Raw genomic sequence first — 13850 nt, 5'->3', positions numbered from 1 at the left:
TCAGCCTCCGGCCAGCGCCATGTGCACCTGGTAGCGATCCCCGCGGTACCACGACGTGACGTGCTCGACGGCGCGACCGCCGGAGCGCGACGTGCGCCGGAACACCAGGACCGGCGACCCGGGAGGCACCGCGAGCGCCGTCGCGACGGCATCCTCGACCGCTTCCGTCCACACCGTCTGCTCGGCGGCGTCGATGCGGACGCCGTACCTCTCGGCCAACAGGCCGTAGAGCGACGTGCCGAGGTCCTGCTCGCCGAGGTCGTCGGCGAGACGCGGTGAGTACCAGCCGGTCTCGAGGGCCATCGGGATGCCGTTGGCCAGGCGCAGACGCTCGATCGACCAGGCTTCTTCGTCCTCATCGAGGCCGAGGGCTGCGCGCACGTCGAGGGGCGGGATCGCCCTCTCGGCGCGGCGGACGAGGGTCGTGGCGACCATGCCCCGTCGACGCATGTCCTCCGTGAACGACGCGAGGTGCAGCTGGGACTGCACGCGCTCGCCGGCGACGAAGGTGCCCTTCCCCTGCACCGTGTACAGCTTCTGCTCGTCGATCAGTTGCCGCAGCGCCTCGCGCACGGTCGCCCTGCTCACCCCGTGGCGGGTCGACAGCTCGCGTTCCGACGGGATGGCCGCGTGGGCCGGCCACGTGCTGCCGATGTCCGACAGCAGGATCGCGCGCAACTGGGCGTGCTTGGGAATGGGGCCGGCGGTGACGGCGGGCGGGGTGTCGGCATCGCGGAGACGGGGCATGACGGCGTCGACTTTCGGTGTTGACACGCCCGACGGTGACCAGTAGCTTCACTGGTACGTACCAGTACGAGCCACGTGGTCGGCGCGGGCGAAGACGATCTGATCTTCCCCAACCTAAGCGACGGTCGCTGGTGCGTACCGTCGAACCGCCGCCCCCGAGGAGTCCCCGTGACCGTCATCCTGTCCCCGCTCGTCGGAGTCGTCCTGCCGCTCGCCGACGTACCCGATCAGTTGTTCGCCCAGGGGGCGATGGGTCCGGGCGTCGCGGTCGAGCCGCCTCTCGAGATCGTCGACGTCGTCTCGCCGGTCGAGGGCACGCTGCTGCAGGTCTTCCCGCACGCGTTCGTCGTCGTGACCGACGAGGGGGTGGGCGTGCTCGTGCACCTCGGGCTCGACACGGTCCAGCTCCAGGGCGAGGGCTTCACGCCCTATGCCGCCAAGGGCGATCGGGTTGCGGCGGGCACCCCGGTCATCGCCTACGACGTGCCGGCGATCCGCGCGGCGGGCCTCGCCAGCGTCGTCCCCGTGGTCGTCCTCGAGCGCTCCGCCGACGACGTGTCCCTGCACGCCGCCGAGGGCGCCGAGATCACCCCCGGTACCCCCCTTCTGTCCGTCTGATCCGTTCCGTCACCGTCGAGAGAGAACCGTCATGGCCACCACCGTCCCCACCGCGCGCCGCCGTGGAATCCCGGGCTTCGCGCAGATGCAGCGCCTGGGCAAGAGCCTCATGCTGCCCATCGCGGTGCTGCCGGCCGCCGGCATCCTGCTCCGTCTCGGTCAGCCCGACCTGCTGGGCCAGATCGACCTGCCGGTCATCGGCCCCTTCTTCCAGGCCATGAGCGCGGCCGGCGGTGCGCTGTTCGACAACCTCGCGCTGCTGTTCGCGGTCGGCGTCGCGATCGGCTTCGCGAAGAAGGCCGACGGATCGACGGCGCTCGCGGCCGTCGTCGGATACCTCGTGCTCGCGAACGTGTTCAAGGCGATGTCGCCGGTGGTGCTCGCCGGGCAGACCACGGCCGCGGGCGATCAGGTGCAGATCAACTACAGCGTGTTCGGCGGCATCGTCATCGGCCTGCTCACGGCGTGGCTGTTCGACCGGTACCACACCATCCAACTGCCGTCCTACCTGGGATTCTTCGGTGGGCGCCGGTTCGTTCCCATCGTCGTCTCGCTCGCGAGCCTCGTCGTCGGGTTCGGGCTCAGCTACTTCTATCCGATCTTCGACACCGGCCTGACGGGCCTCGGGGCCTTCATCGGCGGCACGGGCGCGATCGGCGCCTTCGTCTACGGATTCGCCAACCGCATGCTCATCCCCGTGGGGCTGCACCACATCCTCAACTCCTACGTGTGGTTCCTGCAGGGCTCGTATACGAAGGGCGACGGCAGCGTCGTCACCGGTGAGCTCACCCGCTTCGCCGCGGGCGATCCCACCGCGGGTGCGTTGACCTCGGGCTTCTACCCTGTCCTGATGTTCGGTCTCCCCGCCGCCGCGCTCGCCATGATCCACCTGGCCAATCCCGCGCAGCGCAAGGCCGCGATCGGCATCCTGGGCGCCGCCGGCCTCACGGCGTTCCTGACCGGGATCACCGAACCGCTCGAGTTCGCGTTCATGTTCGTCGCGTTCCCGCTCTACGTGGTGCACGCGGTGCTCACCGGCATCTCGCTCGCCGTCGCCTACCTGCTCGACATCCACCTCGGTTTCTCGTTCTCCGCGGGACTGTTCGACCTGCTCCTGTACGGCACGGCGCCGGCGGCGAACAACATCTGGCTGTTGGTGGTGATGGGCGTGATCTACTTCGGCGTCTACTACCTCCTGTTCCGCCTCGTCATCAAGAAGTGGAACCTGCGCACCCCGGGCCGCGAAGACCTGTCCGCCCCGACGAGCGACGCCCCCGCGGTCGACGCCGACGCCGACCCCGCCGCCGGAACGCCGATCGCCCCGTCCGCGCCGGCCGTCGCCACCGCCACCGACACTGCCGCAGCCGCTGCGCCCGCCCCGGCTCCCACCGGGTCCACCGCCGAGCAGCTCATCGACGCCTTCGGAGGCCGCGCCAACCTCAAGCACGTCGACGCCTGCATCACCCGCCTGCGCATGGAGGTCGCCGACCGCACACTCGTCGACCACGCACGACTGAAGCAGCTCGGCGCCGCCGGGGTGCTCGAGGTCGGCGACAACGTGCAGGCCGTCTTCGGCCCCCGCGCCGAGATGCTCAAGAACGACATCCTCGAGGTGCTGTGATGACGAACGGATGCCGCGCCCTCGGCGCCCGAGCGAGAGGGGGACGGTGATGGAGGTCGTCGTCGTCCCCACCCCCGAGGATGCCGCCCGCGTCGTCGCCGACGCCTACACCGCCCTGCTGCACGCCACTGCGTCGGCGGTGATCGGCCTCGCCACGGGCTCGACGCCCCTTCCGGTGTACCGCGAGCTCGCGCGCCGTCACCGGGACGGGGACCTGAGCTTCGCGCGGGTGCGGGCGTTCCTGCTCGACGAGTACGTCGGGCTGCCCGCCGGTCACCCCGAGCGGTACCGCGAGTTCATCCGCACCGAGCTCGAGCAGCACGTCGACTTCGCCCCCGACGCGATCCTCGGCCCGGGCGACCTCGAGGTCCCGCCGCTGGAGGCCGGTCCCGCGTACGAGCAGCGCATCCGCGACGCGGGAGGCATCGATCTGCAGATCCTCGGGATCGGAACCGACGGTCACCTCGCCTTCAACATGCCGATGTCGAGCCTCGCGAGTCGGACGCGACTGAAGACCCTCACCCCCCGCACACGGCAGGACAACGCCCGGTTCTTCGACGGCGACATCGATCAGGTCCCCACCCATTGCCTCACGCAGGGGCTGGCGACGATCCTCGACAGCCGTCACGCGATCATGCTCGGCTTCGGCCGCGGCAAGGCGCAAGCGGTGCGCGAGGCGGTCGAGGGACCCGTGTCGGCGCGGTGGCCGGCCTCGGTGCTGCAGCTGCATCCCCACGCGACGGTCGTCGTCGACGAGGATGCCGCGAGCCAGCTCGCCTTCGTCGACTACTACCGCACCACCTACGCCGGGAAGCCGGCGGGGCAGGGGCTGTGATGCGCCTGCGTGCCGCGCGGGCGCTGATCGGGGGATCGTTCGTGGGCCCCGTCGTCCTCGAGATCGCCGCGGGGCGGATCACCCGCATCCGCCCGGCGACGGGGGACGAGAGCGTCGATCACGACGTCGTCGACGGCGTCGTGACGGCGGGCATGCTCGACCTCCAGGTCAACGGCTCGTTCGGAGTCGACGTGGCGGCCGCCGACGAGGCGGGGTGGCGAACTCTCCTCGCCGGGCTCGCCGCGCGCGGGGTCACCGGGATCGAGCCGACCGTCATCACCGCGCCCCTGCCCGACACCGTCGCCGCCCTCGAGCGCGTCGGACGGGCGAAGGAGCGGTTCGCCGACGAACCCGTCGCCCGTGTCCTCGGCGCGCACCTCGAGGGCCCGTTCCTCTCGCCCGCCCGCAAGGGCGCGCACCGCGCCGACCTCATGCTCGCCCCCGCCCGCGAGCACCTCGACACCCTCCTCGAGCGCCCCGCGGCCCGCGCCGCGCTGCGCACCGTCACCCTCGCCCCGGAGCTCCCCGGCGCGCTCGAAGCCGTCCACCGTCTCGCCGGGGAGGGCTACGTCGTCGCGGTCGGGCACAGCGACGCCACCGCCGCGCAGGTGCACGCGGCGGGCGACGCCGGCGCCACGATGACCACCCACGTCTTCAACGCCCAGCGCCCCCTCAAACCGCGCGAACCCGGGGTCCCCGGCGCGGTGCTCTCCGACGACCGCTTCTTCGTCGGCACGATCATCGACGGGCAGCACCTCGACCCCAGCGTGGTCTCGCTCGTGCTCGCCTCCGCCGCTCGACGCACGGTCGGCGTCACCGACGCGATCGTCACCGCGGGGCTCGAGACCGACCGGTGGTGCGACTTCGGCGGTCAGCCGGTCGCCAACGACGCCCACGGGCTCGGCCGGCGACGAGACGGCACGATCGCCGGTGCCGGCATCGTGCTGGATGAGGGCGTGCGCCGCATGATCGCCGCGGGGCTCGACCCCGCCGCCGTCCTGTCGGCCTGCACAGAGAACGCCGCGCGCTCGCTGGGGCGCACCGACATCGGTCACGTCGCCGAGGGGGCGGCGGCCGATCTCGTGCAGTGGGATGCCGACTGGCATCCGTCCCAGGTGTGGATCGGCGGACGCGCCCTCTCGGTCACCGCGCGATAGCCCCTCGCCGCGTCGCCCCGCCACTACGCTGGAGGGGCGGCGCTCCGGGCGCCCGCGCCACCGCACCCCGATCTGGAGCACGCCGTGACCGACAGCCCCGACCTGCCCGACCTCACCTCGTTCGACGGCGTGCTGTTCGACCTCGACGGGGTTCTCACCCCCACCGCCGAGGTGCACATGCGCGCGTGGAAGACGATGTTCGACGAGCTGTTCGCGGCGTGGAAGATCGAACCGGCCTACACCGACCGCGATTACTTCGAATACGTCGACGGAAAGAAGCGCTACGACGGGGTCGCGAGCCTGTTGCGCAGCCGCGACGTCGAGGTGCCGTGGGGCGACCCGTCGGACGACCCCCGCGAAGACACCGTGTGCGGCGTCGGCAACCGCAAGAACGAGGTGTTCTCCCGCATCCTCCGCAGCGAGGGCATCCGTCCCTATCCGGGGTCCGTCGCCCTCCTCGACGTGCTCCAGGCCGCCGGCACCCCGATCGCGGTCGTTTCGAGCTCGAAGAACGCCGTCGAGGTGCTCGAGGCCGCGGGGCTGCGCGACCGGTTCCCCGTCGTGATGGACGGCGTGGTCGCCGAGCGCGACCATCTGGCATCCAAACCCGCCCCCGACGTGTTCGCCGAGGCCGCCCGCATGCTGGGCGTCGATCCCGCGCGATCGGTCGCGGTCGAAGACGCGCTGAGCGGCGTGCGCTCGGCCGTCGCGGCCGGCTACGGCGTGGTGGTCGGCGTGGACCGCGGCGTCGGCGCCGACGACCTCTCCACCGCCGGCGCGACGGTGGTCGTCGACGACCTCGCCGCGTTCGTAGACTGAGCCGTCGCCTGCGCGCGGCGTCCCTCGCTCCGTCTGCGGACGGTGCCCCCGAACCTCACCCGCCCGAGCGGCATGCCGCCCGCTCGTGCCGACCCGAACCCGCCACCGGAAGGCCCGCCCGATGATCGATCGCGATCGCTTCCCCATCGACGAGTGGCGACTCGTCGAGACCCAGTTCTCCCTCGACGACGTGGGGGTCACCGAGACCCTCTTCGCCGTCGGCAACGGTTACCTGGGCCTGCGCGGCAACTCCATCGAGGGGCGCTTCGCCCTCGAGCAGGGCACGTTCATCAACGGCTTCCACGAGACCTTCCCGATCCGTCACGCCGAGCAGGCGTACGGCTTCGCGGAGGTCGGCCAGACGATCATCAACGCACCGGATGCCAAGGTCATGCGCGTCTACGTCGACGACGAGCCGCTCTCGCTCGACGTCGCCGACGTGCGCGAGTACGAGCGCGTGCTCGACATGCGCCAGGGCATCCTCCGTCGCGACATCCTGTGGGTGACGCCCTCGGGTAAGCGCGTGCGCATCCAGGACGAGCGGTTCGTGTCGTTCGACGAGAAGCACCTCGCCGTGCTGCGTCTGACCGTCACCGTCCTCGACTCCGACGCGCCCGTCACGGTCAGCAGCCAGCTGCTCAACCGCCAGGATGGCGAGGGCATCTACGGCGGCTCGCCGATGGCATCCACGCAGTCCGGATTCGACCCGCGTAAGACCGAGAAGCTCAGCGACCGCGTGCTGCAGCCGCGCGAGTACTGGCAGGACGGCGAACGCTCGGCGCTGAGCTACGAGGTCAGCGAATCGGGTATGACCCTCGCCGTCATCGCCGACCACCTCGTCGACACGCAGAACGAGTACACCTCGCGGCGACTCATCGAGCCCGACATCGCGAAGAACGTCTACCGCGTGCACGCGCGGGCCGGCGTTCCGACCACCATCACCAAGCTGGTGAGCTACCACACCTCGCGTGGTGTGCCCACGGGCGAGCTCCTCGACCGCTGCCGCCGCACCCTCGACCGGGCGGTCGAGACGGGCATCGACCGCCTCGTCGAGCAGCAGATCGCCTGGTACGCCGACTTCTGGGATCGCTCCGACGTGCGCATCGGCGGTCATGGCGACCTGCAGCAGGCGACCCGCTGGTGCCTGTTCCAGTTGGCGCAGGCCGCGGCCCGCGCCGACGGGCAGGGCGTGCCCGCGAAGGGCGTCACGGGGTCGGGCTACAGCGGCCACTACTTCTGGGACACCGAGGTCTACGTCCTGCCGTTCCTCGCGTACACGTCGCCGCTGTGGGCGCGCAACGCCCTGCGCATGAGGTACCTCATGCTCCCCGCGTCCCGCAAGCGCGCGCACCAGCTCAACGAGGCGGGCGCCCTGTTCCCGTGGCGCACGATTAACGGCGAGGAGGCATCGGCGTATTACGCCGCCGGCACCGCGCAGTACCACATCAACGCCGACGTCGCCTTCGCGCTCGCCAAGTACGTCCGGGCGACGGGCGACGAGGAGTTCCTCGCCCGCGAGGGCGTGGACATCGCCGTCGACACGGCGCGCCTGTGGTCGACTCTCGGCTTCTGGCGCTCCAGCGACGCCGCCGCCGACGGCGAGCACGACTCGTTCCACATCCACGGCGTGACGGGGCCCGACGAGTACACGACGGTCGTGAACGACAACCTCTTCACCAACGTCATGGCGCGCTTCAACCTGCGCTTCGCCGCCCGCACGGTGCGCGACCTCGCCGAGCACGACCCCGACGCCTACGCCCACATGGCCGACCGCATGAACCTCGACCCCTCGGAGCCCGAGGGCTGGGAGAAGGCGGCCGAGGCCATGCACATCCCGTTCAGCGAGGCCCTCGGCATCCATCCCCAGGACGCCGTGTTCCTCGAGCGCGAGATCTGGGACCTCGAGAACACCCCGCCCGACCAGCGCCCCCTGCTGCTGCACTTCCACCCGCTGGTGATCTACCGGTACCAGGTGCTGAAGCAGGCCGACGTGGTGCTCGCGCTGTTCCTGCAGGGCAACCACTTCACGGATGCCGAGAAGCTCGCGGACTTCGAGTACTACGACCCGCTGACCACGGGCGACTCCACGCTGTCGGCCGTCGTGCAGTCGATCCTGGCCGCCGAGGTGGGCTATCAGGACCTCGCGCTGGAGTACTTCCGTCAGGCCGCGTTCGTCGACCTCGGCGACCTGCACCACAACGCCTCCGACGGCGTGCACGTCGCATCGGCCGGCGGCGTGTGGACGGCGCTCGTGAGCGGTTTCGGCGGCATGCGCGACCACTTCGGCCGCCTGACCTTCGACCCGCGCCTGCCCGCCGACTGGCCCGAGCTGTCGTACGTGCTGCACTGGCACGGCACCCGCCTCGACGTCACCCTCACCGCCACCGCGCTGACGCTGCGGGCCGGGGGAGAGGGCGGCCCCGTCGCGTTCGCGGTGCGCGACGTCGACTACACGGTGGCGCCGGGCGAGACCGTGCGCGTGGCGCTGCACGGCCAGGGTCCGGTGCGTCCGGGGCGCCCCTCGATCCGCCAGCTCGAGGGATCCGTGCGCGAGGACGGCACGCTGCTGTCGGCGTCGGTGCCGATCGTGACCGCGGCGATCCCGCTCGTGAGCGACGACGAGTCGCCCATCGCGGTGGGCCTCGACGGCGGCTTCTGATCCTGCTCGAACGCGGCGGCATCCCTCCCGGGGTGTCGCCGCGTTCGTCGTTGCGGGGGTGCGTGGGTCGTCGAGAACAGGGGAACCGCCGAGAACAGGGCGGATGCCGGGGGATCGGCCTGTCCCGGTGGCATCCCCTGTTCGGGAGCGCGTCGGGGGGCTCGCGCGGGGTTCGACATCGGCGAGCTCGGGCGGCGGCGCCCCGGTCGGAGCCGGTCACGGAAGCGATGTCGGAGGGACGCCGTAGGCTGGTGGGGTGACGACAGCCCTGTACCGCCGATACCGCCCCGAGGCGTTCGGCGAGATGATCGGGCAGTCGCAGGTGACCGAGCCGCTCATGACCGCCCTGCGCAGCGACCGCGTGGGCCACGCCTATCTGTTCTCGGGTCCGCGCGGCTGCGGCAAGACCACGTCCGCCCGCATCCTCGCCCGCTGCCTCAACTGCGCAGCCGGCCCCACCGACACCCCGTGCGGCGTGTGCGACAGCTGCGTCGAGCTCGGCCGCGGCGGCGGCGGGTCGCTCGACGTGGTCGAGATCGACGCGGCCAGCCACAACGGCGTCGACGACGCCCGCGATCTGCGTGAGCGCGCGATCTTCGCGCCCGCCCGCGACCGCTTCAAGATCTTCATCCTCGACGAGGCCCACATGGTCACCCAGCAGGGCTTCAACGCCCTGCTCAAGCTCGTCGAAGAGCCCCCGGCGCACGTGAAGTTCATCTTCGCCACCACCGAGCCCGAGAAGGTGCTCGGCACCATCCGCTCGCGCACCCACCACTACCCGTTCCGTCTCGTCCCGCCCGCAGCCATGCTCGAGTACGTGCAGGAGCTCTGCGAGAGCGAGGGCGTCGGCGTCGAGGCCGGAGTCCTGCCCCTCGTCGTGCGCGCCGGGGGAGGGTCTCCGCGCGACACGCTGTCACTGCTCGACCAGCTCATCGCCGGCAGCGACGCGGATGCCGCGGGGCATGTGCTCGTGCGCTACGAGCGGGCCGTGGCGCTGCTGGGCTACACCCACTCCGAGCTCCTCGACGAGGTCGTCGACGCGTTCGCCGCGGGCGACGGGGGAGGGGCGTTCGCCGCGGTCGACCGCGTCGTGCAGACCGGTCAAGACCCGCGCCGCTTCGTCGACGACCTGCTCGAACGGCTTCGCGACCTGATCGTGGTGGCCGCCACCGGCGCGGGAGCCTCGGCCGTGCTGCGCGGCGTCCCCGACGACGAACTCGAGCGCATGGCCCGGCAGTCCACCGCCTTCGGTGTGCACCGCCTGTCGCGGACGGCCGACCTCGTCGTCGCCGCGCTCGACGAGATGACGGGGGCCACCTCTCCGCGTCTGCAGCTCGAGCTGCTCGTGGCCCGTGTGCTCACCCACGCCGGCGTCCCGCAGGGCACCGCCCCGGCGACCGCCCACGACCTCGACGTCGCGCACGCGGGAGCCTCCGCCCCCGTCGCTCCCGCGACGGGGCGCCCGGCCTCGCCCGCCGCCGACATCGCCGCGCCCGGCGTCGCCGCCTCGCGCGACGGGGGGTCGGCGCCGGGCGCGCCGCGCATCGCCGCCCCCGCGGCCGGATCGCCCCCGGTCGCATCGCCGTCGATCGCATCGCCCGCCATCGCGTCGCCGGGTGCGCCCCGCATCGCCGCCCCCGGCGTCGCTGCACCGCCCGTGGCCTCGCCCGGCGCGGCCGCGCCCGCTGTGGCATCACCGGGCGCCGCGCCGACGGGGTCGCCTGCAGCGGCACCGACCGTGGCATCACCGGGCGTCGCGCCGACCGTCGCGTCCCCCGGTCCCGCGCGGCCCGTGTCGACGCCGGTGGCCGCTCCCGGCATCGCCGACCCCGGCGCGTCCTCGTCCCGATCGCAGGCGGATGCCCCCTCGTCCGCGGCGACGACCTCGCGCATCGCTCAGCCGGGCTCCGCCGGCCCGCAGAACGCGTCCGGGTCGTCGGCCCGACCCGGGTCCCCGCTCCCCGCCGACGACGATGCGCCACCGCCGTTCACCGACGACGATGCCCCGCCGCCCTTCGACGACGACGGCGACGCCCACCCCTTCGACACCGCCCCTATGCCCGGCTCCGAGAGGCCGACGACGTCGGCCCCCGGCGCATCGAGCTCTGTGGCGGAGGGTGCACCGCCCCAGGGCCCAGACGTCGCGTCGAGCCCTTCCTCGGCGAGGAGCGCTTCCGTCCCGACGGAGGACGGCGTACCGCCGAGCCCCGCAACGCCGACCAGCGAGCCCCCGACCGGCGACGCGCGGACCAGCGAGGCCCCGGCCGGCGAGGCCGCGTCGAGCGCCCCCTCGGACACACCGACCCCGCCCGCTCGCCCGTCCGAGGCGCGCACCCCGACCGAGGCGACTCCCGCCACCGTCGAGCCTGCGCCCGCCGGCCCCACGCCGACAAGCACACCGAGCCCTTCGAGCGAACGCTCCGACGGCCCCGCGGCGGCGGAGCCGATCGCTCCTTCCGCGCCCGCCGGTGCGGCATCCGCTCCCTCGACGTCGTCCGCGACGACGGGTGCGGACGCCCCCGCCGACGACCCGACGCCCCTCGAGCCGGTCGCCCCGACCCCGCCCGCCATCCCCGTCGGCCCGATCGAACTGGGACACGTGCGAGACGCCTGGCCCGAGGTGCTCGGCCAGCTCGAAGTCGCCAGCAGGTCGTCGTGGTTGGTGGTGTCCACGGCCACCGTCGCCGCGTTCGACGCCGACGTGCTCACCCTGGGCTTCCGCACCACGGCGGATCTCACGGCGTTCAAGACCCGTACCCCCGAGGGCGGCCCGAGCGAAGATCTGCGTCAGGCGATCCAGGCGGTCCTGGGCGTGCGCGTGAAGTACCTCGCCCGCCTCGACGGCGACGGGGGGTCCGGTGGATCACCTCGGCGCCCGGCCGACGCGCCGTCGTCCGGACCGGCGAGTTCGCGAGGGCCGGTTCCCCCGGCATCCGGTTCGCGCTCGGCCTCCACCTCGGCGCCCTACGCGTCGTCGGTGACGGAATGGGCGGTCGCCCCCATCCCGTCGTCGGACGGTGCCCCCACCGCTCTGGCCGTCGACGATGAACCCGACGACGCCGTGATCGAGCCGGCACAGACCGCCCCGCATTCCGGTGCGGTCTTGCCGCCGCGCGAGGTCGCGCCGTCCGTCCCGGCGCCCGACGAGGTCGACGACGACGACGTGATCCCGCCCGCCGACGAGACCGAGGCGCCGCTGCCGCCCGTCGTCGTGCCCCGGATGGCACCGCTCCGCGGGGGTGTGCAGCGCTACGGTGAAGCGGTGGTGCGGCAGATGCTCGGCGCCACCTACGTGCGTGACGAACCCTACGAGCCCCCGACGAGGTTCAGCTGATGTACGACGGCATCGTCCAAGATCTGATCGACGAGTTCGGGCGCCTGCCCGGGATCGGCCCGAAGTCGGCGCAGCGCATCGCCTTCCACATCCTGCAGTCGCCGTCGTTCGATGTGTCGCGGTTGTCGACGCTCCTCGGCGAGATCCGCGACAAGGTCAAGTTCTGCGAGATCTGCGGCAACGTCTCCGAACAGGAGCGCTGCTCGATCTGCCGCGACCCGCGTCGCAACGCGACCCTCATCTGCGTCGTCGAAGACGCCAAAGACGTCGCGGCGATCGAACGCACGCGCGAGTTCCGCGGTCTGTACCACGTGCTCGGTGGGGCCATCAGCCCGATCGCGGGCATCGGCCCCGACGATCTGCGCGTCACGCAGCTCATGCAGCGCCTCGCCGACGGGACCGTGCAAGAGGTGATCCTCGCCACCAACCCCAACCTCGAGGGCGAAGCGACGGCGACCTACCTGAGCCGTTTGCTGCACACCCTCGAGATCCGTGTCACGCGACTCGCGTCGGGCCTGCCGGTCGGCGGCGACCTGGAGTACGCCGACGAGGTGACGCTCGGGCGCGCGTTCGAGGGACGCCGCACCCTCTGAGCTCCGCGCGGTGAGACGCGCACCAGACGGGAGCGTGCCCCCACCCGAGACGAACCCGCGGCGAGAGCTCTACCCCCGCGCCCGCGCCCGCACCCGCGTCACGCTCGACAACGTCGCCCGCACCGGCTGCCCGAGGTAGATGCCGAGCGACGCGCCCACCGCCAGGGCGATGCCGATCGTCGCCGCGCCCGCGAGGGTGGTGACACCGGTCATCAGCACGGCGGGGTCGTCGCCCGACTCCACGATGCCCAGCAGACCGCGGAAGACCGCGGCTCCGGGCACGAGCGGCAGGATCGCCGCGGTGGTGATGGCGACCGAGGGCACGTGCAGCCGGTAGGCCACGACGATGCCGACGAAGCTGCCGATGAACGCGCCCACGCCGCTCGCGGCCGCGACCTCGAAACCGAGTCCGGTCGCGGCGACGTAACCGGCCCACGCGACCAGGCTCAACGCGGCGCTGACGACGATGATGCGCGCCCCCGCGCCGTTGAAGACCGCGACGGCGACGGCGATCACCGCGGCGCCCACGAACTGGAACACGACCGGTCCGAGGGGGAGGGCGTTCGACGGCGGTGACATCCCCAGTCCGATCACCCGCACCGTCTCGAGGCCCGCGAGGATCCCGAGCACCACGCCCAGCGTCTGCGTCGTCAGCTCGAGGATGCGCCCGGTCGCGGTCAGCGCGAAGCCGTCGATCGCATCCTGCGCTGCTCCTACGACCGTGAGACCGGCGAGCATGAGCACGATCCCGGATGCCACGATCACCGACGGTCTGATCGCGGCGGCCGCCTCGATGCCGGTGTACTGCAGCAGAGGGGAGAGCGCGGCGACCACGGTGAGCACGAACCCGCCGGCGATCTGCGCGAAGAAGTACGGTACGCGCGCACGGGCCATGACGTACTGCGTCGTCGCGGCCAGTGCGGCGGCGATGAACGACAGCACCAGCGCGAGCCAGTTGGCCCCGAACATGATCGCGACCCCGGCGGCGAGGGTGGCTTGGGAGGCGATCACGATCGCGGGGCGATAGCGGAACGGGAGCCGTCGGATCGCCCGGCAACGGGCGATCGCGTCGTCGAGGGCGAGGCCGCCGGTGATCTCGGTGACGAGTGCTTGCAGGCGCTGCAGCTTCGCGTGGTCGGGGACCGACCCTCGCACGACGCGCAGAAGTGTCGTGGGGTGGGAGGCGCCCGGGCGGCTGTGCGCGATGGTGATGGAGTTGTAGGTGACGTCGACGTGGACGGGGTCGAGTCCGTACGCGCCGCATACGCGCACGATGGTCAGCGTCACCTCGTTCGCCGGAGCTCCGACGACGAGCATGGTCTCGCCGATGCGGATCGCGAGATCGAGGATGCGCGAGGCGAGCGCCTCGTCGATGACGGGGAGCAGCGTCGTGTCGAGCGACGTCGCATCGTCGGTGTGCACGAGTCGTCGCAGCGACGACAGCCAGCGGCCGGGGGTGGGCGGCAT

Annotated in this window: 10 protein-coding genes; 8 read left to right on the top strand and 2 right to left on the bottom strand. The window is 72.2% G+C overall.

What is annotated here, in order from left to right:
* Positions 1-747, bottom strand: coding sequence for a GntR family transcriptional regulator (locus RWH45_RS10775; RefSeq protein WP_315994898.1), 747 nt, complete (start codon positions 745-747; stop codon positions 1-3).
* A gap of 168 nt (positions 748-915) precedes the next feature.
* Between RWH45_RS10775 and RWH45_RS10770 the strand changes: the two genes are divergently transcribed.
* From RWH45_RS10770 to recR, 8 genes are all read left to right on the top strand, one after another.
* Complete coding sequence (locus tag RWH45_RS10770; protein ID WP_315994897.1) at positions 916-1365, top strand: PTS sugar transporter subunit IIA; 450 nt, start codon at positions 916-918, stop codon at positions 1363-1365.
* A gap of 31 nt (positions 1366-1396) precedes the next feature.
* Positions 1397-2986, top strand: a complete 1590-nt coding sequence (locus RWH45_RS10765; RefSeq protein ID WP_315994896.1) for a PTS transporter subunit EIIC — start codon at positions 1397-1399, stop codon at positions 2984-2986.
* 49 nt (positions 2987-3035) lie between these two features.
* Complete coding sequence (nagB, locus tag RWH45_RS10760; protein ID WP_315994895.1) at positions 3036-3821, top strand: glucosamine-6-phosphate deaminase; 786 nt, start codon at positions 3036-3038, stop codon at positions 3819-3821.
* Positions 3821-4978, top strand: coding sequence for an N-acetylglucosamine-6-phosphate deacetylase (locus RWH45_RS10755; RefSeq protein WP_315995268.1), 1158 nt, complete (start codon positions 3821-3823; stop codon positions 4976-4978). Before nagB ends, RWH45_RS10755 begins: the two co-directional genes overlap by 1 nt.
* Positions 4979-5062: 84 nt before the next feature.
* Complete coding sequence (locus tag RWH45_RS10750) at positions 5063-5797, top strand: HAD family hydrolase (protein ID WP_315994894.1); 735 nt, start codon at positions 5063-5065, stop codon at positions 5795-5797.
* 121 nt (positions 5798-5918) lie between these two features.
* On the top strand, positions 5919-8456 hold the full coding sequence (locus RWH45_RS10745; protein ID WP_315994893.1) for a glycoside hydrolase family 65 protein: 2538 nt from the start codon (positions 5919-5921) through the stop codon (positions 8454-8456).
* Between the two features lie 256 nt (positions 8457-8712).
* Positions 8713-11790, top strand: coding sequence for a DNA polymerase III subunit gamma and tau (locus RWH45_RS10740; RefSeq protein ID WP_315994892.1), 3078 nt, complete (start codon positions 8713-8715; stop codon positions 11788-11790).
* Complete coding sequence (recR, locus tag RWH45_RS10735) at positions 11790-12383, top strand: recombination mediator RecR (protein ID WP_315994891.1); 594 nt, start codon at positions 11790-11792, stop codon at positions 12381-12383. The genes RWH45_RS10740 and recR overlap by 1 nt, the downstream gene beginning before the upstream one ends.
* 69 nt (positions 12384-12452) lie before the next feature.
* Here the strand turns inward: recR and RWH45_RS10730 are convergent, their stop codons facing one another.
* The gene (locus RWH45_RS10730) at positions 12453-13850 is read right to left on the bottom strand and encodes a threonine/serine exporter family protein (protein ID WP_315994890.1); all 1398 of its coding nucleotides are present in this window, start codon (positions 13848-13850) and stop codon (positions 12453-12455) included.

Origin of the sequence: Microbacterium galbum (genome assembly GCF_032464915.1) — a bacterium.
Lineage (GTDB): Bacteria > Actinomycetota > Actinomycetes > Actinomycetales > Microbacteriaceae > Microbacterium > Microbacterium galbum.
Note: the sequence above shows the minus strand (reverse complement) of the source record. Positions and strands in the feature narration are given on the sequence as shown.